The 20,727-nt window shown below is 55.1% G+C and carries 14 protein-coding genes; 1 reads left to right on the forward strand and 13 read right to left on the reverse strand.

The features are described from left to right. Positions 1–91: 91 nt before the first annotated feature. Both yqfD and yqfC read right to left on the reverse strand, forming a co-directional pair. Positions 92–1,315 (reverse strand): sporulation protein YqfD, encoded by a 1,224-nt coding sequence (gene yqfD / locus ACTHRH_RS00475; protein WP_144934125.1) that lies wholly within the window; start codon positions 1,313–1,315, stop codon positions 92–94. A gap of 16 nt (positions 1,316–1,331) precedes the next feature. Continuing rightward, positions 1,332–1,613 carry a sporulation protein YqfC gene (yqfC, locus tag ACTHRH_RS00480; RefSeq protein WP_144934123.1) on the reverse strand — a complete coding sequence of 94 codons (282 nt, stop codon included), beginning with the start codon at positions 1,611–1,613 and terminating at the stop codon, positions 1,332–1,334. A gap of 730 nt (positions 1,614–2,343) precedes the next feature. Between yqfC and ACTHRH_RS00485 the strand changes: the two genes are divergently transcribed. Next, a complete protein-coding gene (locus ACTHRH_RS00485; RefSeq protein ID WP_186328258.1) occupies positions 2,344–2,511 on the forward strand; it encodes a hypothetical protein in 168 nt (55 codons plus the stop codon). On the opposite strand, the gene ACTHRH_RS00490 is transcribed toward ACTHRH_RS00485, so the two are convergent. The 11 genes from ACTHRH_RS00490 to addB form a co-directional block, all read right to left on the reverse strand. Next, positions 2,495–3,622: a PQQ-dependent sugar dehydrogenase gene (locus ACTHRH_RS00490; RefSeq protein WP_150960031.1), complete on the reverse strand. Its 1,128-nt coding sequence runs from the start codon at positions 3,620–3,622 to the stop codon at positions 2,495–2,497. The genes ACTHRH_RS00485 and ACTHRH_RS00490 overlap by 17 nt on opposite strands. 70 nt (positions 3,623–3,692) lie before the next feature. Continuing rightward, entirely contained in the window at positions 3,693–4,184 is a 492-nt protein-coding gene (locus ACTHRH_RS00495) for a hypothetical protein (protein ID WP_144934119.1), read from the reverse strand. A gap of 43 nt (positions 4,185–4,227) precedes the next feature. Next, positions 4,228–5,220 carry a flotillin-like protein FloA gene (gene floA, locus ACTHRH_RS00500; RefSeq protein ID WP_144934117.1) on the reverse strand — a complete coding sequence of 331 codons (993 nt, stop codon included), beginning with the start codon at positions 5,218–5,220 and terminating at the stop codon, positions 4,228–4,230. Between the two features lie 72 nt (positions 5,221–5,292). Continuing rightward, positions 5,293–6,651 (reverse strand): NfeD family protein, encoded by a 1,359-nt coding sequence (locus ACTHRH_RS00505; RefSeq protein ID WP_150960033.1) that lies wholly within the window; start codon positions 6,649–6,651, stop codon positions 5,293–5,295. Positions 6,652–6,938: 287 nt separating this feature from the next. Next, positions 6,939–7,382, reverse strand: a complete 444-nt coding sequence (locus tag ACTHRH_RS00510) for a GatB/YqeY domain-containing protein (protein WP_144934113.1) — start codon at positions 7,380–7,382, stop codon at positions 6,939–6,941. A gap of 12 nt (positions 7,383–7,394) precedes the next feature. Then, positions 7,395–7,568 carry a 30S ribosomal protein S21 gene (gene rpsU / locus ACTHRH_RS00515; RefSeq protein ID WP_144934111.1) on the reverse strand — a complete coding sequence of 58 codons (174 nt, stop codon included), beginning with the start codon at positions 7,566–7,568 and terminating at the stop codon, positions 7,395–7,397. 288 nt (positions 7,569–7,856) lie between these two features. Beyond that, a complete protein-coding gene (locus tag ACTHRH_RS00520; RefSeq protein WP_144934109.1) occupies positions 7,857–8,198 on the reverse strand; it encodes a histidine triad nucleotide-binding protein in 342 nt (113 codons plus the stop codon). A gap of 232 nt (positions 8,199–8,430) precedes the next feature. Continuing rightward, positions 8,431–11,979, reverse strand: coding sequence for an AAA family ATPase (locus tag ACTHRH_RS00525; protein ID WP_379289271.1), 3,549 nt, complete (start codon positions 11,977–11,979; stop codon positions 8,431–8,433). Next, positions 11,976–13,166 carry an exonuclease SbcCD subunit D gene (locus ACTHRH_RS00530; RefSeq protein WP_144934105.1) on the reverse strand — a complete coding sequence of 397 codons (1,191 nt, stop codon included), beginning with the start codon at positions 13,164–13,166 and terminating at the stop codon, positions 11,976–11,978. Before ACTHRH_RS00530 ends, ACTHRH_RS00525 begins: the two co-directional genes overlap by 4 nt. Then, on the reverse strand, positions 13,166–17,065 hold the full coding sequence (gene addA, locus ACTHRH_RS00535) for a helicase-exonuclease AddAB subunit AddA (RefSeq protein WP_150960034.1): 3,900 nt from the start codon (positions 17,063–17,065) through the stop codon (positions 13,166–13,168). The genes ACTHRH_RS00530 and addA overlap by 1 nt, the downstream gene beginning before the upstream one ends. Continuing rightward, a complete protein-coding gene (gene addB, locus ACTHRH_RS00540; RefSeq protein ID WP_225312719.1) occupies positions 17,052–20,639 on the reverse strand; it encodes a helicase-exonuclease AddAB subunit AddB in 3,588 nt (1,195 codons plus the stop codon). The genes addA and addB overlap by 14 nt, the downstream gene beginning before the upstream one ends. Positions 20,640–20,727 lie beyond the last annotated feature (88 nt).

Here is a 20,727-nt window from a genome sequence, read left to right on the forward strand (position 1 = left end):
CGCTGTTTATTCGCTGCGAACCAAAAGCGTATACCCTCTCCCAATAGCGGCCTCTCTCAAGCTCCATGGGTCGGGACGTTATCGGCAGGTGCTAGCTGACGGGGCTCTCTCCCGGGGCCGGGTCCGCTTCCGGAGGCAAGTTTACGATCGGCTGCTCGACGGCAATGTTCTCCTCCACTTCGAAATGAACCTCCATCACCAGCACTCCGTTCTCCTCCTGCTCCTTCAACACCTTCTCCGAGGTGATTCTCGAATCCTCACCCGCTCCGTGGAGAATATCCGCCCGAGCCCGCTCCAGACCGATCTGACGCGCCGCTTCCCGTTCCAACGGCTCTTCCAGGTAACGAACCTCTCGCACCTTCTCATTCATCCAGCCGACCGGCAGGCCGTAGTTCCTCCATTGGAGCGTTTTGCGCGAAGCTTCCTGCTCGGATTGTTCATATGAAGTGCCATAGCCGGTTAGCTGCAGCGCCCGGTTTCCGAAGACAAGATAGAAGCGGCGGTAGGACTCTCCGGTATAAGTTTTATATTTGCGAACCATCGGAACTTCGATTTTGCTTGTGTACCAGACCAATCCTTTGACCTGTCCCTGCGAAACTACCGTCTGCTGATACTGCTCGTTGCCGATCAGTCCGGAAATAAGCAAGTCCCCTTTCCGCACATACTGATCAGGTTGGACGACCGGCTTTCCTTTCTCCGCTAAAATTTTAGTAACGACCGCATTTTTGGAGGCGATCAGATGACGCGGACTTTTAAGCTCCTTCTGCTCGGGACTGGCGCTCTCCACCACTTGTATCTTAATGTGGGTGCCTTCTACCTTCACCCCCACCCAGGCCACCCCGGGAAGCTGTTTGTGAAGCTCCCTGGCCAAATCCTCCTGGTTGCCCAGACGAAACTTCCATTGATATTCATAGATCCCGAGCTGCTTCGCCTTCTCCAAAATTTCCATCTTCATCAGCTTCTCGTTTCCTTCCACTTCTACCTTCCAGACGATGGAGGATAGCAGGAAGAGACCGACGATGAAGAAGCATAGACCGGCAATGAAAAACTTTCGTTTCCACAGCTTGTCCAGGAAAAAAGGAAACCCGTATCTTTTAAGAAGATGTATGCGGCAGCCTGTCTTTTTTAAAAGCGGACGAAGCTTGTAAAAATCTTCGATATGCAAATTCACCTCGGCCAGATTCGGCTGTTTAATCTGCATGTCCCACAGAACGAGACGGGAAGAGGCAGCCAGATTGATGAATTCCTCCAGCCTTTCCCCGCGCAATTCAATAGTCACATATCCCTTGAGCCTGGAAATGATATTTGGTCGCACCCGCATTCACCCTTTATTATGAATTGATGTATTTAATATCGTGGATCTTGCCCTCGATGAAGACTTCCTCCGTCTGTATGCCCCTCATGACCAAATTTTCCCCGCGGACCTCCAGCGCCCCCTGCCCGAGCGCCAGCTTAAGCAATTCACTGGAAAAATGCAGGACCCCTCTGTGGTTTTCGATGTAGAGCTGCATATTACCGATCATCGTCAATCTGGGCAGATCAAGGATGACATCCTGAGGCACTTCGAGCAGCTTCGCGGTCATCATGTTGAGCTTCTTTTTAATGGAGCGCATGCCTCGCTCATCCCCCCGAACTGATAGGCTTTTTTACAAATTATGCCGATGCTTCGCCATTTATGAAAAAAGGACTCTCCGCTGGTAACAGATTGTTCAGAAAAACCGCCTTCGCGACGCTCCAACTTAACCAATTGTGACTTAATGAAAACCCATAGTGACTCTTGCAAATCCCGCCTCGCCAATCATCTTGGGGCATTCGTGGTGCCGCGCAAATGTCATGCAAAAAAACAAGAAGCCGTCCCAAGCAGCTTCCAAACTGCTGAGAAACGGCCTGAACCGACTAAATCGTGAATGCTTTCCAAAAAAAGAGCGAGGCTGGCGGTCAATTTTCCGCACCCACCTACTCTTCTCTTTCATCGCTGCCCATTGTAGCAAAATGATAGGCAAGAGAAAGCCACCCATTGTTCATGCATGAAGGTCGCATCTGGGTCCGTAAGGACATCGTAAAGACGAACAAAAGTACATTAGAATTCTGCCTTTTTCCAAAAAGAAAGGGAATGACGCTCAAATGTGCAGGTCTTTTTTGACAAAATGGGGCCATTTCGCAAAAATCGCTCCAAAGACCTGCACTATCGCTTTAGAATAAGGCACTGCGCGGCTTTTTCCCAAAAAGACCTGCAGTTTTGATTGTCTTTCTACATAATTAGGCGGATGACCGGGACTGTCTCAAAGAGTCGCATAAAACGGGAGTCTACGGAACTGAGCGGTGGCTAAAGAGGTGCTTTTTATGCCAATTGGAATCTTTATTCAGCACCATATTAACACTGTAAAGAACTTAAAGATTCCTATGTGGCAAAAAAGAGCCTGGCCGGCTCTTCTTCATAACGATATGAAAGCTGAAAGACGAGGATTTCAAGGAGAAATGAGAGAGATGGGGATTAAAACAACGGCTTGAGCCGAATTAACTTGTCGTCCCCTGGTCCGGGTGTACCCCGCCCGTCGCGATTATTGGTCATTACATACAGGGAGCCGTCCGGACCTTCTGTAACATTGCGAATTCTCCCCAGCTCATGGTGAAATAGTGCAGAGGTATGCTCGATTGAAGTATGATCCGCTCCCCAGGTAACCGCGAGAATCTGCATCCCGCGCAAATTAGCCACAAGCAGCCTGCCTTTCCAAGGGCCCTGGCTTATGAAGGTCATACCCGAGGGCGCCCAGGTATCATCCCCGCTGTGCAGCAGCGGTCGGACCATTCCGTCCTGCTCCTGGTCGCCGCTAATCACCGGCCAGCCGTAATTTTTCCCCGGCTCAATGAGATTGATCTCATCCCGCGCTGTCTGGCCGTGCTCGGAGCTGTACAGCTTGCCGGTATCCGGATGCCAGGCTAATCCTTGGGCATTGCGATGTCCCCAGCTATAGACCGGCGAACCCGAAAAAGGATTGGACTCCGGAATCGTCCCGTCCGGATGGATGCGCAGGATCTTCCCGCCCAGACTCTGCAAATCTTGGGCAAGCTGAGGTTCATACCGCTCTCCGGTCGTGATGTATAACAGCCCGTCCGGCCCGAATTTAATACGCCCTCCATTATGATTCGTATCCCCGGGAATATCAGCTATCAATATCTTGTCCACTTCGATCCGGCTTTCCCTCTGCTGCAGACGAAGCACCCGGTTCATAACCCGGCCATTCTCCTCATAGGTATGATAGGCATACAAATAACCGTTATTAGAGTAATCGGGGTCGATTTCAAGACCCAGCAGCCCTCCTTCCCCTTTGCTTATGAACGGTTCTTCAAACCGGAATACCGGGTCCTCCACTAACTTTCCCTGCCTAATAAGCCGGATTTGTCCGGGTCTTTCCGTAAATAAAATATCTCCCTCGGGGGTAAATACCATTTCCCAGGGAACATTTAATTGCTCGGCTATTATCTCCGCTTCATGCGGTAAACGTCCTTCTTCCTCCTGCCCCATGACCGGACCCGTCGCCTCTGGCCTGTCCACAGCCTTGTCCGGGGAACAGGCTGCTGTAAGCAGGAGGATCAAGAAGATCCCGATACTCTTTATCATTTGGGCCACTCCTTTACTATGAGTGAATATGGAAATGCCCCTGCCGGCTGAACCCGGCAGGGGTGTGTAATTACTTGCGGTAAGGTCTTCTGGAGCGGGGCGGCCCGAGAATCTCGGACCAGATAATACCTTGGATCGCTTTGCGCTGCAGTTGGTCAGCCCTTTCCTTCTCTTTCAGCCTATCCGCTTCAGAGCGATGATCGAAGGTCCGGCGGGAACCGGTAGCCGAGGCGTTGGCAGCCGGTTGCCCGGATTCCGGTTCTTCATAGCGGAAGACTTCCCGGTATCTCTCTTCTTCTTCATCATCATGACTGTAGAGCGGCTTATCCTCTATGACCGATCGCCGATCCATAGCCTCTCTGTCCGGCCGGTCCGCTCTTGGAACGGTCTCCGGGGAACGATCCGATGATGAGGCCGGTTGGACCGGCCCCCCTCCGAAAGGAGGCATGCTTCTCGTATTTTTCGGCTTGCCGGGTTTGGACTTCGACACCAAAGTAGATATAATGGCAAGCACAATAATAACGATATGGATGTTATCCAACAAATACTCGATAATTCCCACTTAGTCCCCCCCTTTGCTTCGGTTTATGGTGAGGAAGCCAGGGTTATTCCTTGTCATTCTTGTCATCCATTCCCTGCATGCGTCCGAAGCTGGAACGCATTTGGGTATCGGATTCTATATTTTTCAAGTTCATATAATCCATGACTCCAAGCTTGCCTTGGCGCAGAGCATCCGACATAGCCAGCGGAACCTGGGATTCGGCTTCGACGACCTTCGCTTTCATCTCCACTACCTTGGCCTTCATTTCTTGCTCCTGTGCAACGGCCATGGCGCGGCGTTCTTCCGCTTTCGCTTGGGCAATCCGCTTGTCCGCTTCCGCTTGCTCGGTTTGGAGGTGGGCTCCGATATTTTTACCTACATCTACATCTGCAATATCGATAGACAAAATTTCGAACGCAGTTCCGGCGTCCAAGCCTTTGCCAAGTACGGTTCTGGAGATCGAATCCGGATTTTCCAACACGTCCTTGTGAGTGTTGGAGGAACCTACTGTCGTGACTATTCCTTCTCCGACGCGGGCAATGATCGTTTCTTCTCCCGCACCCCCGACCAGGCGGTCGATGTTCGCGCGTACCGTAACGCGCGCTTTAACTTTTACTTCAATTCCATCCTTGGCTACGGCGGCAACCATCGGAGTTTCGATCACTCGCGGGTTAACGCTCATTTGTACGGCCTGCAGCACATCCCGTCCGGCCAGGTCAATGGCAGCCGCACGTTCGAAGCCAAGCGCTATGTTCGCACGCTGTGCCGCGATTAAAGCATTGACTACCCGGTCAACATTCCCCCCGGCGAGAAAATGGCTTTCCAATTGGTTAATGGACAGCCCAAGTCCCGCTTTGGTAGCCTTGATTTGCGGATTGACAATCCGGCTGGGAATGACACGACGCAAGCGCATGGCCACCAGGGTGAAAATCCCGACGCGTACGCCGGAGGCTTGTGCGGAAATCCACAGCATCACCGGGAAAAAGCTGAAAAATACGGCCAGCACAATAATAACCAGCGCTGCGATCAACAAAGTAAAAATATCTAGATCAGCCAAATGTAACAACCTCCTGATTCATTTTATTGTTATCTGTCTTAATGAGCCTCGGGGCTCAGCCTGGATCCGGCTCTAGCCGATCTCATCCTCATTAAGTTCGCGGACGACTACCCGTGTTCCTTCTATTTGGGTTACTTTAATTTTCCGGCCTTTATCAATGTAATCCCCAAAGGTGACCACATCAATGCGTTCTTCACCGATCAATGCGGTGCCGGATGGGCGAAGGACCGTTAAAGCCACTCCGTTTTTTCCTAACAGATGGTCTTTGACGGAACTGCTTGTATACCCTTCCTCATTCTTCTGCTCTTCACTCAGAATGAATTTCTTCCATACTCCTTTACGCTTAAAGATCTTAATAAAGATGGCGATCAGGATAATAGCGGGAATCACGGCAATCCCCAACGATTTCAAACCGCTCGCCGTATTATAGGAAGCCATCACAACCCCGCTGATCAGGGAAATGGTACCGGCCGCGGCAAACAATCCAAAGCCCGGAACGACAACTTCTATAATGAGCAAAATGATGCCGAGAACAAATAAAACAATCTCCTCAATCCCGGCAAAACCGGCAATATAATGGCTAAAAAAGTATAAGCCGAACCCGAGAGCCCCCAGGATGCCCGGCAAGCCGAAGCCCGGAACGAACAGTTCAATCGCTACGCCGGCGATACCGATCAGCAATAACAAGGTTTTGGCTACGGGGCTTGTAAGAATCCGGCTCAGGTTCTCCGCTGTGCTCGGTTCTACAAATATGCGCGGAGCCTCCTGTACATTTTTGAAGCTCAGCACTTCTTCGAGAGTTGCTGCGGTATGCTCGGAATAACCGGCTTTCAGGGCGTCATCATAGGAGAGCGAGACCAGTTGTCCCTTAGCAAATGTTCGGCCGGCTTCGGGAATTTCGACCACGATATTTTTATCGACCATTCCCGCAGCGATAACCGGGTTGCGCCCTCTCATCTTGGCAGCCGATTCCATCGATTCTACCCAGTAGGAGATGTGCTTGGCATTATCCACTTCCCTGCCGCTCGCATCCACGATAGCCGCCGCGCCAATGACGCTCCCCGGAGACATTACGATTTCATTGGCATTCAAGGCAATGAAGGTACCCGCAGATGCTGCGTCTCCATGAACGAAAGCGACCGTAGGAATTTTGCTGTCTCTTACGAGGTTCCCAATCTCCATAGCTGCGGTAATCTCGCCGCCTAGCGTATTGATATCCAGGACGATAAGTTGGGCAGAAGCTTCGTGCGCCTCTTTAAAGGCTCTCTCCAGGAAGCTCTGCAGACCGCTTTCAATCGTTTGATGCACCGGGATGATATATACGGCACGGGATGAAGCGGGCTGGCTCTCCGCATGGATTCCTGCAAAGGGCAGCAGCATTAACAACAAAGGCAATAACCAGACCACCTGCATAATTCTTTTTTTGAGCATAGTTCCCCCTCCTTTCTTGGTTTTCTCGCAGCCTTTTACAAAGTACTACGTAAAGTTTTGGCATATGTTTCAAAGCTTAAACAAATTTTTGCAAAAGTCGTCTGCCTTGTAAATATGATTACTCCCGACTGGAAAATTATGTACTGCAACCGCTCCATAGGAACCAGTAAAACATGCCTAGTAGCGGTTTTTGATCCGCAGCCTAAGCTGCGGATCAGAAACCTGTCTGCGTATTCCGTAAGATAGTAAAAAACACCCCTGAACGGGGTGTTTCACCAGTTGTCGGTTTAATTCAGCAGTTGTTGTACCAACTGATTGACGAGCTTGCCGTCTGCGCGCCCTTTTACCTTCGGCATAAGAGCACCCATCACCTTGCCCATTTCCGCTTTGGAAGAAGCGCCCGTTTCCTGGATGGTCTGCTGTACAAGAACTCTAACCTCTTCCTCCGTCAATTGCTGCGGAAGGTACTCGGCAATGACGGCAATTTCTGCTTTAGCAGCTTGCGCCAAATCCTCTCGGCCTGCTTTTTCGAATTCCTGGAGGGAATCTTTTCGCTGTTTGATTTCACGACTTATTATATCAAGCACTTCGTTGTCATCCAACGATCTACGCTGATCGATTTCAATATTCTTGATCGCGGAGCGGATCATTCGGATTACGGAGAGTCTGAATTTATCCTGGCTCTTCATCGCCTGCTTCATATCTTCGTTCAATCGATCACTTAAGCTCATCAATAAGTCCTCCTAGAACTTCCGCTTCCGAGCGGCCTCCGACTTCTTCTTACGTCTAACGCTGGGCTTTTCGTAATGCTTACGCTTTTTTACCTCAGCCAGCACTCCATCTTTAGCGATGGAACGTTTAAAGCGGCGAAGAGCAGCATCTATTGTTTCATTCTTACGAACTTTTGTTTCTGACACCAGATTTCCCTCCCTCCGAACAGACCGTCCAAAACGACTAACACGGGTATCAAACTTCATTATATGTTATAAGGAAAGCGGGTGTCAACCTACCTCCCAACATAACCCAAACTATGCTGCGGCTCCTTGCCCTCACGGCGTTCTTCCGGTTCCTTCAGTTGGTTAAACGAGCGGTTTTTCTTATACCTAGCTTCGCCTCTCCTATTTATTAAGAAACTATTTTTCGAGCGGTTTGCTTCCCGCATGAGAGGAGTTCGGATGAAAATCTATGTTGACAGTTCCGCAGAATTAACCGTTTAAAGGACCCAGCTTCTCGCCGCCCAACAGATGATAATGAAGATGAAACACGACTTGCCCGGCATTCTTGCCGCAGTTATTAAGCAGCCGATATCCGCTCTCATGAACTCCAAGCTGTTTCGCAACCTCTTGTGCGGCGAGATGAATCTCTCCAATAACCTCCACATCTTCCTCCTGGACATCATTCATGGTGGCGATGTGCTTCTTGGGAATTATAAGAGCATGAACGGGTGCGGCCGGCTGGATATCGTGAAAAGCAAGCACCTTGTCGTTCTCATAGATTTTCTTCGAAGGAATGGAACCTTCGATAATTTTACAAAAGATGCAATCCATGACCATAATCATCCCTTCGTTTAAATGCATAGTAAGCTTGTTCAGCGATGCCGGGCATCGGTAAAATCAAATGGAGACTGGCCCGTCTAATCATAAACCGGCTGTAGAAGCCGGATTCTTAACAGCTAAAGCGTCCCCGATAAACATAGTTTAACCAATTATAGGATACGTGTTCAACTCATGGAGAAAGAATCACGATTTATTCGGGAAGCGGAAGCCTTATTAGTTATAGCTACAAGCTCTCCACATAAAGCCGGCTGCCCTGTCCCGAGGGCTCGGCGGGCTGCACGATCAAGCGGCGGGGAAGGCGTGCCTTCAGCTCAGGCACATGGCTGATAATGCCAACCGTTAAACGGTCGGTATGCAGCTTCTCCAAAGCGCCGATCACCGTATCCAGCAGGTCGGGGTCCAATGTCCCGAAGCCTTCGTCCAGGAAGAAAAATTCGAGCGGATACTGGCCACTAAGCTGAATCTGGGCAGACAGCGCAAGGGCGAGCGCAAGGGAGGTCAAGAACGTCTCCCCTCCCGACAAGGAGCTGACCGGGCGCCGGATTCCGCCGTTGGCGTCGTCCCGGATAACGAATCCCCCGCTGGAATCGATCTCAATCGCATAGCGCTGACGGGTAAGCTGACCCAGCTTGTGCGAGGCGGAACGGCTCACCTGCATCAATTGTTCCTCGGCTATGAACTCAACGAAAGCATTCCCTCTTAACACGGATTGCAATTTATGCAGCCGCCCGTATTCCTCTTCGTTCCGGGCACGCTTGGCTTCCAGCTCGGTCCAGTGGGCGTGCTTGTTCTTCAGGTCTTCCAGATCCCGCTCCGCTTTGGCACGCTCGCTCAGCGCCTGTTCATCAAGCAGATGCGCCTCTTCCTTCGCTCTCTGGATTTCCTGCCATTGCGCTTCCGTAATGTCGGCCCCGGACAACTGGCCGTCGATATGCTCCAACCTGGCTTCCAGGCGAGACTTCCTGTCCCGATATTCGGCGACTTCGGAGGACCACTGCTGCAGCCGTTCGGGCGTAAGCAGCGCCCTGCGAACCTCCTCTTCCCCGGCAAACGGGGACGGCTCCAGTGCCTTGCGCCAATGGGCCTCGGTCTTGGCCAGCTGCTGATCGGCGGCGCTGCAATCTTGGCCGGAAGCAATGAATTGCCGGTTCAGCTCCTGCAGCTCGGCCCGGACCTTCTCGAGTCTGGCAGCTTGCTCCTTCTCCTCGGCAACAAGCCGTTCCAGACGGCTCTTAACCTCCGAGAGTTGACGATCGACCGGCTCATGGCCCGCCTTCTCCGCTAACTGCTGCTTCTGCATCGAGAGCAGCTGCTCCAGCCCCTTGCGCTCCGTATCCAATTGCAGCAATTCTTTGTCCCGTTCGACCATCTCCGCTTGCAGCTCGTTAAGCTTCGCTAACGAGTTTTCCAGGAAAACAACGCTCTTGTCCAGCCGTTCGTTCAGTTCCTCCCGTTCTTTATCCTTGTGATGCAGAGCGGCAAGCTGCTCCTCCAGAGTGTCCCTGTTCAGATCGGGAAACCTTCGCTGCCATTCCCGTTCCTGAAGATCCATTTCCGCACGGACGGCCTCCAGCTTGCGGACGCCGCCGTCCTTCACGGTGCGTAAAGCATCCTTCCGCGCTGCCAGCTCTCCACGCCGCTGCTCCAGAAGCGTCCACTCTGCGAACAAGTCCCGCATCTGCCCTTCCATACGGGCTAATGCGTTCTTCTCGCCTTCCAGCCGCTCCCGCAGAGCTCGTCCATGTTCAAGCAGCTTGTCGGCCTGCTCCTCCACCTTCGCAAGCTTATGCAAGTGCACCTGTTCGGCCTCATCACCCGATACGTTCGGTCCCGGAACAGATTCTTTGCCGTCCTTGGCGGTCTGACCGATAAAGGCCTCTGCCGATTCCGCATACCGGGCAGCCATGGACGCTCCGCCCTCCGGTGGCGTTGCCGCCTCGGCGGCAGCCGCCGCAGCCTCCTGCAGAGAAGCGCCGCCTATCCGGTCCGCCAGCTTCTCCGCCAAATGGCCGACGGACAGCTTCAGCTGCATGGCCTGTACCTGCAGGTCTTTGGCTTCCTCGGCCACCTGCTTCAGCACCTTGATCTCCCCTGCGTATTCGTGCGCCGTGTGGGCCTGAGCGGGTGCCGGATGATGGAGCGAGCCGCACACCGGGCATGCGTCGCCCGGGCTTAAGGAGGAGGCCAGCATCGACGCCAGCCGGCCAAGCTCCTGCTCCCGCTCCTCCTCCTCAATCCGCCGCAGCCAGTCATTGGCTTCCCGCAGAAGTGCCGCGGCCGACCGCTCCAATTGTGCTGCGGAAGCCGCTTGCCTGACCGTCTCGGACCAGTGAAGCTGCAGGCGGTTCGCCAGACGCTCCTGTCCGGATCGGACTTCCCGCTCCTCCTTCTCCACAAGGGCCAGACGCTCCTCCGCCTCCTGTGCCTCCCGCTCTCCTTCGGCGCGCTGACGGGCCAGCGTTTCCCACTTCTGCTGTGCCTTGGAAGCATCCTGAAGACGCTGCCGCTCCTCGGAAGGGACCTCGACAAGCTGTTTCCGCTCCTTCAGCTCCGTTTGCAAACGAAGGGCCTTGGCATGGATTTGCCGCTCCTTCAGCAGCTCCTCCTCCGTCTTCTGCTTATGCAGAAGAGCCTCCTGTTTACGAGAATCCAACGCATGAAGGGCAGCCTCGCTCCGCCCCGCTTCCTCCGCCAGCCGAAGAGCTTGCTGCAGCTCTTCCATGCGAATGCGCAGTGGAGCTTCATGCTCGGCCAGCCGCTGTCTGGCTTCCGTATACTGTGCCGCCGTCTCGTCATGCATTCGCGACATCCGTTCGAAGCCGGATTTAATTTCATTATGTAACCTTAGCTTCTCGGCAGACCATCGCCGGGCTTCCTCCCATTCCCGAAAGAGCGGATACAGGAGCTCGGCCTGTCCGGCCCGCTGTATTCCTTCCTCCATGGCCCGGATTTCCGGCTCCCTCCCGGCCAGCGCCTGCCATTCCTGGCGGAGTGCCGCTGCCTCCTGCTTCAGCATATATATTTTGCGGCTCTCTTCCCATCTCATGTCTGCCAGCAATCGCAGTTCCCGCTTCTCCTTGGCTTGTTCCGCCGCCGACTGGAAGCGCTGCTCCGCTGCCGCAACCGCCTCCCGGGAGGCGTCCCCGAGCCCCTGCTGCTCCGCCGCCAGTTCCTTGACGGCAGCCTCCGTATCCTTCAGCTTGCGGCTGACTCTCGCATTCAACAAATCGCCGTACTGCTCCAGGTGAAACAACCGCTGCAGCATCTGCCTTCGCTCGCTTCCTTTGAGAGACAGGAACTCGGCGAATTTCCCTTGCGGAAGCACGACGGCCCTCGTAAAATCCTGCATGGATAAGCCCAGAATTTGCTGAATCCGCTGGTTTACCTCGGATGCTTTATCCGCCAGGACGACCCCTTCCCCATTCGCTTCTTCGATCAGACGGCTGATCGTATTGTTCACGGACAATTCATTACCGCGCTTGAACTGCCTTTCTACCCGGTATTTCTTGACCCCTCCCGAATAGGACAATTCGAACACGAAGGAAACGGACAGCACCTTCTCCGCATGGTTCAGAATACCTTGCGTCCCGTTGCTGGCGCGCTCCACTTTGCCATAGAGGGCTAATGTGATGGCATCGAGGATCGTCGATTTTCCGCTTCCCGTCGGCCCGAAAATCCCGAACACGCCCGCGTCGCACAGACGGGTGAAATCTACCTCCTGCTTCTCGCGATAGCTCTGCAATCCGGATAGCGATAAATAGACCGGCCTCATCCTCTCGCCTCCCCTGCTGATTCTGAATCGGAATCCTCTTCGGCATTAAGCAGCTCCATAAACAGACGAATTAATTCCGGTTCAGGTTGGGCTCCACCGGTTTGCCGCGAATAAAAGCGGCTGAACATTTCGTCGATGGGCAGCCTCTCCTGCTCCTCCGGAAGCTGCTCGGAAGCTTGGGTGAAAATCGGGCGGATCTGCACAATCCCGCCTCGCTGCTTGCGCAAGCCCTGAATTTGTTCCATAGTCAGAGCTTCCTCCAGATGGATTTCCAAATCGATCCACGCGGAAGCATCCCTGTTCTCCTCGAACCAGCGGTATACTTGAGCGATTCCTTCCGCCGCTTTCCAACGAACGAGCGGACGCCCGCTGGACAGATAAATCTCCTCCGTCCTCAGTGTTCCACCGGGGGATATATCGAGTACCGTGACTGATTTGGCTTGCCCCGCTTCCGAGAAGCTGTAGGCAAGCGGAGAGCCCGAATATTTGACCGGCACGTCCGCCTTCACCGATTGCGGGCGGTGAAGATGGCCGAGAGCGACGTAATCCGCCGCCGTGCCAAAGGCCTTCGCGTTAACGGTATAAGCTCCGCCTACCTGGATCGGCCGTTCTGAATCGGACTCCGCCCCGCCGAGCACATAAATATGGCTCATGATCAAATTGACCGTATCCTTGGAGAAGCTTTGCGAAGCCTGGCGGATCATGGCCCCGATCCGGTCCGAATAAACGACCTGCAGACTTTCCTCATCCGCGTCCTCGGACAGCAGCTCCTTCAGACGGGATTCCGATGGATACGGCAGGGCGTAGAGCATCGCCCGCTCTCCGGTCCGGCGGATATCCAGCGGCATCGCTTCGGTGCCCGGCAGGCCAAGCAGTGTAATCCCTTGACGGTCAGCCAGAGGTGCGGATGCCGCAAGACGCTCGGGATTGTCGTGATTCCCGGCGATGGCGACAATCTGCCGCGCTCCCCCGTCGGCCAGACGGGATATGCTCTCATAGAACAGCTTCTCCGCCTGGGCCGGAGGATTTACCGTATCATAGACGTCTCCCGCCATCAGCACGAGATCGATCTGCTGATCCCGCACAATCCCGACCAGCTCGTCCAGGAAGGCTTCCTGCTCCTCCAGCCGGCTTCTTCCTTCCAGCGTCCGCCCGAGATGCCAATCGGCGGTATGTAATATTCGCATTAGTCCACCTCCAGTCGCCGCTTTACCTTCCCGCCCATCTCCACGAGATGGGAGCCATCGAAGAAGTACAGATAAATGTCCGACAGCGGCCGTTTCCAAATCTGCTCGACAGCCCGCGCATATAAGCCGAGCTGAACCTTATACCGTTCGGCATGCTCTTCCGGCGGGCGCCCTTTCATCGCATCGGTTTTGTAATCCAGCAGCACAAGCCCTTCCTCATCCTCAAACAGACAGTCGACCACCCCTTGAATGAGTATCGTCTCATCCTTGGCACCCGAAGACGTATTCGGATACACTTCGCCGGCGGGAAGTCCATAGCTGAACGGCACCTCGCGCTGAACCCTTCCCGCCCGCAGCATCCTTTTGCCTGCAACCGTTTGATAGAATCCGGAAATGACCGACGGATCCACCGCTTGGCGCTGCTCTTCGGTCAGCAGGCGAAGCTCCACCATCCGCTCCATTTCCTCGAGAATATCCTTCTCGTCCAGTTCCGGATGAAGCCGCAGTCTTTGCATAACTGCATGGTAGACCGTTCCCTTCTCCGCCGCACTGAGCTGCCACTGCTCTATAAATCGCGGACGGCGAAACAGATGCGCCTGCAGCGAAGAGGGGGCTGCCGCAGGAGCGGCGATATCGTCCGACAGGCTCCATACTTTCTCTTCATGCATTCGTTTGATTTCGGATACGGACGTTTTGGACAGCAGCTTCACGGCATCCGCGAACGGATAAGACCAGGAAAGCCGCCGGTTCACTTCTTCCCTATCCGCGGATTCTGCCGATTCGACCGGCTGCAGGTGCCGGACCGCCTCCATTCTCTCCGCCTGCAGAGCGGAAGCTTCTTCCGCGGCCGCCGCCTCCTGAACGAGCATTGCCGGATAAATAACGGACACCTTCCACTCCGAACGGTCCCTTGCCGCCCAATCCGGTGTCGGATTCAGCATATGCCCCATCTCTCTCAGCGGCTGACAATGCTCGTGCTTGATCAAGGCCGGCCCGATCCAATCCAGGTAGCATTTCGCCTGGGCCAGCTCGTAATCCGGGAGTACCGGCGACTGCAAATCGCTGCGCGCCCATAATTCCAATTGTCTCGACAGCGAACGCACCGTGCCGAGCAGAAATAATTTCTCTCTCGCTCTCGTCAGCGCGACATAGAGCACCCGCATCTCCTCGGCCAGCATCTCCAGCCGCATTCTCCGGCGTATGGCCAGAGTAGGCAGCGAAGGATAGCTGATCCTTTTGTCCAAATCGACATAATAAGGGCCCAGCCCCAATTCCTTGTGAATGAGAAAATGCGAATTCAGGTCCTGACGGTTGAACGCCTTGCCCATGCCCGCCACGAATACGACCGGGAACTCCAGCCCTTTGCTCTTGTGAATGGACATGATGCGGACGACATCCTCCTGCTCGCCCAATGCCCTGGCAGTTCCCAAATCTCCGCCGCTCTCCTGCATCCGCTCGACAAACCGCAGGAAACGGAACAGCCCGCGAAACGAGGTCGCTTCATATTGCCGGGCGCGATCATGCAGAGCGCGCAGGTTGGCCTGGCGCTGAACCCCTCCCGGCATCCCCCCGACGAAATCGTAATACCCGGTCTCCTGATACAGCGACCAGATCAAATCGGCCAGGGAGCTCTGGCGTGCGGCGGTCCGCCACCTCTCCAGACGTTCAATAAATACCCGAAGCTTATGGCGAAGCTCCCGATGCCCGTCGTCCGGATCTTCGATAAACTGCAGCAATGCTTTATAGAAATCCCCTTTGCGGTCAGCCGTTCTAACGATGGCCAGATCATCCGCCCGGAGTCCGACAATCGGGGAGCGAAGCACCCCAGCAAGAGGAATATCCTGATATGGATTGTCAATGATCTTGAGCAGAGAAAGGATAATATCCACTTCTGTCGCCATAAAATATCCCGTATTCAAATCCGCATAGCCGGGAATGCCCTGCTGCCTCAGTTCTTCCATGAAAACCGGCGCCCAACTGTGCGTTGCCCGCAGCAAAATGACGATATCCCGGTACTGTACAGGCCGCAGGCCGTTTTCTCTTTTGTCATATACCTGGAACGGCTCCTCCCCGGTTCCGCCCATCAGTTTGCGAATTTGCAGGGCGATGGACCTGGCTTCCAACTGAGCCGTTTCCATCTCACGGATTTCCTCGGCGAACGAGGAGCTCTCCTTGCCCTGCCCCGCCGCTTCCTCCGCCTCATCCGGGCCGTCCTCCGGCTCCACCGCACGATCCCCGCCGGCACGGTCGATCAGCATCCATTCCACCGGAAGCTCCCGCTTTCCGGGGGCCTGCTCATAATATTCAGCCCCGTACACAAGCTCGGCATCCCGGTCATAGGAGATCTCCCCTACCGTCTCGTTCATGACCTGCTTGAACACAAAATTGACTCCGTCCACCACTTGTCTTCGGCTGCGGAAATTCCGGGCAAGATCTATGCGTCGCCCTTTCCCGCTTCCATCCTGCCGGAAGGAGCGGTATTTCTCCAGAAACAAGCTGGGCTCCGCCAGCCGGAAGCGATAGATGCTCTGCTTGACATCGCCCACCATAAACCGGTTACCCCGATCCTCGCGGGACAGCAATTCGACTATCGCCTCCTGCACCCGGTTGGTATCCTGATATTCATCCAGCAATATTTCCACATACTGTTCCCTGTACTCCAGCGCGGCCTCCGACGGCTTCAATCCGCCTCCCGCATCCGGATCGCTCAGCACCTGCAAGCAATAGTGCTCCAAATCGGCAAAGTCGATCAAGCCTTTGCCCCGTTTCGCCTCCGAGAACCGGACGGCGAACTGGCGCACAAGCTCCACGAGCATGCCCATGACCGGATGCATCGCCTTCAGCTCCGCTTTATACTGTTCGGGCGAGCGGGTGAACAGCTCTTCGCGCAGGGCGTTGAACCGCTCCTTGGCCGTATCCCGGATGGCCTTGACCTTCTCCTGCAGCGACTTATCCAGACCTTCCCCCCGGCATGGCTTCAACCGTCCGAACGAAGCGGTCTGGAACCGTTCATAGAGCGATTCCCAGCTTTCTCCACATAATCCCATTAACTGAGATATCATCGCCGTTTCATCCGCCAGATTGGCCAAATACGGTGCCGGGCCTCCCGGCTGTTCAGCCAGACGGGACGCCTCCTGCAGCAATCCGGCTATTCCTTCCAGCTCCAGCCGGACATCGCGTATGAGGCTGTCAAACCAGAGCGAAGGCTCCATCGTATCCGTATTGAAAAACTCGCACATTTGGTCCAGCCACCGGTCTGGCAAAGGATGGCTGCGCGAGGCATCATAAAGCTGGAGGACCAGCGCAAACACCGCCTCGTCACTTCGGTCCCCTCCAAACCATTCCAGCATGTTCCAGAATTCGCTGGTTTCGTCCTCATGGCTGTAATAATGCTCGAACAGCTCCTCCAGCACATCCTGGCGCAGCAGTGCCGCTTCCGTCTCGTTGGCTATCCGAAAGCCGGGATCAAGCGGAATTCGTTGAAAATGCCGCTGGATGACTTCCAGACAAAAGGAATGCAGCGTCGTAATCGAAGCGCGGTGAATGAGAGCCAGCTGTTTCTTCAAATAGGCGGAATCCGGCTTGTCGTACAGAGCCTTCTCCAAGGCGTCGCGAATTCTCTGCCTCATTTCGGAAGCGGCCGCTTTCGTAAAGGTGGCAACCAGCAGACGGTCGACATCGACCGGATGGTTTTCGTCGGATATCCGGCGAATGATCCGCTCTACGAGCACCGCCGTCTTACCCGATCCTGCGGCTGCGGCAACGAGAATGTTCTGTCCCGTCCGGGTAATGGCCTCCCACTGCTCATCCGTCCAGGCCGATTGAGCCGGCTTGACAGGCGGGGCCTTGGCCTCAATCACATCCGACAAGTTATTTTCCTGCTCTTCATTGCGGTTCATTGTCGGCCTTCCCTCCTTTACTTAAGCTGTCCATCGAAGCAGCGTCCTCCAGACTTGTCCAGATGTCCACGCTGTCCTTTCTCTCGAGAATGCGGAAATCATTGCCCTTAAGCAGCGGGTCGAACTGGCAGACCGGCTTGAAGGGGCAGAAGGTGCAGGCGGATTTCCCCCCCAGGCGAAACGGGGTGATGCTGACATTCCCCTCTGTAATTTCCGTGCCGATGCTGCGGATTTTGCTGCGGACATACCCCCGCAGCCGGTCCCATTGCTCGGGAGTGGCCACCGATGCGGAGGAATAGAAGCTCCCGTCCGTTTTCAAGGCAACGGGGATCAACTGGGAATAGCCGCTCTGCAGGTCTCTGTCCATCAGCCTCACCGCTTCCTCGTCGGCCAGAACGAGCCCCTTCATCTTAAATTGCTTGCGTGTCTCCGCTTCGGCGTCTTCCCGGGAAATCGGATATTTGGTGCGGACCAGCGGGTTATGCACGTGGAAATAGAGCACCCCGGCCGGGCGCGCCTTCTGTCCGAGCCAAACCTCGGAGTGGCTTAGAACGACATCCAGATAGGTAAGCATCTGCAGGGACAATCCATAATAAAGCTCGGCCAGATGCAGCGAGGTTCGGCTCGATTTGTAATCGATGACCCTGAGTAGCAGTCCGCGCTCGCTCTCCGCCCGGTCTACCCGGTCAATTCGGCCCACAATCTCCATCGTGCAGCCGTTGTTCAGCCGGAAGGTAAGCGGGGGCAGCGTCTCCCCGGGCCCAAATCCGAGTTCAAGCCCGACCGGTACGAATCCGCTTCGCTTCGCGTGTTCGGCCAGAATGACGGAAGCCTTCCCGACGATTCCTTTAAGCTTCCTGGCTATGTAGCGGTAGCGGGGGGAGCTGAGCAAAATTTCGCTCTGCAGCCGCGGGGCGAGCCTGTCCACCATTTCGGAGGCCCGATGCTCCAGCTGCTCTCTGCTGAGCAGCGCCCAGTCGGCCTGCTCCTGCTGCAGGGAGCCGATCAGCCCGCTGAGAGCCGCATGGAACAGCTGGCCGATATCAGGCGCCTCCAGCCGGTAGACCCTGCGCTCCGCCAGCCTCAGCCCATGCGAGGCAAACTGGGAAAACGGGCAGGCGACAAACCGCTCCATGCGCGATACGCTGGCTTTCAGCTGGTCGCCGTAGAGAAGCCGGCTGGAGCTTGCGGACAGTGCGGCTTCGGCATTGCTAAAGTCAAGTGCCCGGACCATCATCTCCAGCTTGTCCCGCCATTGGGGCCGTTGCTGCAGCCAGTTGTAGACCTCCCACCAAAATTCGGCCATCTCCTCCCCCTTCATCCACTGCTTCATCCGGATGAATAAGTGGGAGACGGCTTGTCCCGGAGGGGAAATAAACTGCATTTGCTCCTCCTCGGACAAGGAGGAGTCCGGTTCGGCCAGCAGCAGCTTCTCCTTGACGGATGGAAACAGAGCCTGAATCTGCTGGATGATTTCTGAAGGCAGCAGCGCCCTTCCTTCTTCGTCCGCAAGCGGGTAGCTCAGCCACAGGTGCTCGGAAGGTGCACATAGAACCGAATAGATGAGCAATTGCTCATCCAATTGCCTGCGCCGGCCTCCGTCTGCAAGCTTCACTCCGGCTTCCCGCAGAAACTCGCGTTCATTCTCGGACAGTATTCCGTCCATGTTGATCTTGGCCGGCAGCACACCGTCATTAACTCCCAGTACGAAACAATACTTCACGCGTGTGGAACGGGTCCGGTCAATGGTTCCGATCAGCACCTGATCCAGCGAAGGAGGAACAAGCCCCATCCTTATGCTGTCCAGTCCGGAATCGACCATCTCCGCAAACATCTCACGCCCGATACTCTCCTCGCCCAGCATCTCCACCAGCTGGTCGAGCAGTTCAACTATCCTGTCCCATACCTGGGAATGCTCGCGGGCTTTCTCCGGGTTGCCATTCCGGATGCATTCCTCGCTCCATCGCTCCAATCGTTCGGGGACCTGTAAATCTATCAGCAGCGCATACAGCGCTTCTGCCATTTGCCGGACGTTCTCCGCCTGCGAGAAGCTTCTCTGGAAAGCGGACAGCGGCTCCGTCACCAATCTGCGGCAGGCTTGAATTCGTGCAACATACTCGGGATCGGGGCGATATCCGGTTATCCCGTCTTCCTCCTCAAGGGCGGCCTGCACCCTGAACTCCCATGCCCTGTCATCCAGCCAGCGCGATCCTTGAATTCCGGCCGCTAGAACGTAATTTTCGAGCTCGTCCATAGCGTGTCTCGTAACGGGGTTCTCCCCGGATTCCGTCAGCGGCAGGAAGAAATCCGTCTTCACACAGCGGAATACCGCATCATAACGCCAATTCCGGATGACGACTTCCAATGCGGAACGGATGAACTCCGCCAGCGGATGGTGAAGAATCGGGCGCTTCTGATCTATAAAATGAGGGATACCGAACTGCTGAAGAACGGTGGTCAGCAAATCCCCGTACCCGTCCATATCTCTTACCATAATGGTCATGTCCCGCCAGCGGAGCCCGCGGTCCGCGGCCAGCCGAAGCATCTGTCTGGCCACCCCTTCTACCTCCGCCTTGCGATGAACCGCCGACCGGATCGACAAACCTTGCGGCTCGGTCCCGTCAAGCTGCCGTTCCCGGTAAGCCCGCTTGGCCACGGACAATCGATGCTCATAATGGCGTTCCAAATGAGCCAGCATCGCATTCGCGGCATAACGCGGAGGCGTTTCCTGCGCCAGCCGGATAATCCGCGGATTCGGCAGACCAACGGCTTCCATACGCTCCCGAAGCCGTATCATCGTCATCGCCGTTGGATAAAATAAATCCAGCTCATTCGGCTGTTCCCCCGCATCATAAGGCTTGTCCAGACAGAGGGTGACCGTAACGCTGCGGCAATGAAGCATGCATTGGACCAGAGCGGCGTGCTCCAACGGAGTGAATCCGAAGAAGCCGTCCACCCAAATATCCGCCTCCCGGATCCAGGGACAATTCCTAAGCTGAGCCGCCATCCGCTCCACGAAGGCGTCCGCATCCAAATATTGTTTAGTTAATTCCTTCTCGTAATCTATGTATACTTTCAGCAAATCTTCCAGCTTCTGCTCCAGAGTCCCGGGCTGCTCCGCCAACAACGGGGTCAGCCGCTCATGCTGCTGCGCGAGTTCATCGGGAGTGATGCACTGTCTCTTCAGTTCGCTGAACAGCGACAGCACCTCTTTGGCAAATCCGACCTGTGCGACAGAATGCCGGAATAGCCGGAGATTATCCTTATGCTTGTTAAGAATCCGCTGCAGCAGCATGGTCTTCCCGGTTTCGTCAATCGGAATCCCCGCGGTTCCTCCTGTTTCCTGCATGATGCGCCAAGCCAGTCTTGGAAAGCTATATACTTGAGCACGTATCGTTCCGGATAAACCGGGTGCGGACACCAGCGCCTGCTCCGCCTGATAGGTTGCCTGCTCCGGGACAAGGAGAATAAGCGGTCTGCCGTCCGGTTCCTTCTCCAGCCGTTCGCGGATTTCCGTCAGACACAGCTCGCTCTTGCCGCTGCCCGCCCGACCGATGACCATCCTGATATCCATGCGTCGTCCCCCTTCGCTTTGTCTATTTATTCTATCATATTTCCTTGCAGATAGGGAGATCATCCGTTCCCATCAGACCCGGTCCAAA

The organism is Paenibacillus sp. SAFN-117, from assembly GCF_051966115.1.
Lineage (GTDB): Bacteria > Bacillota > Bacilli > Paenibacillales > NBRC-103111 > Paenibacillus_L > Paenibacillus_L residui.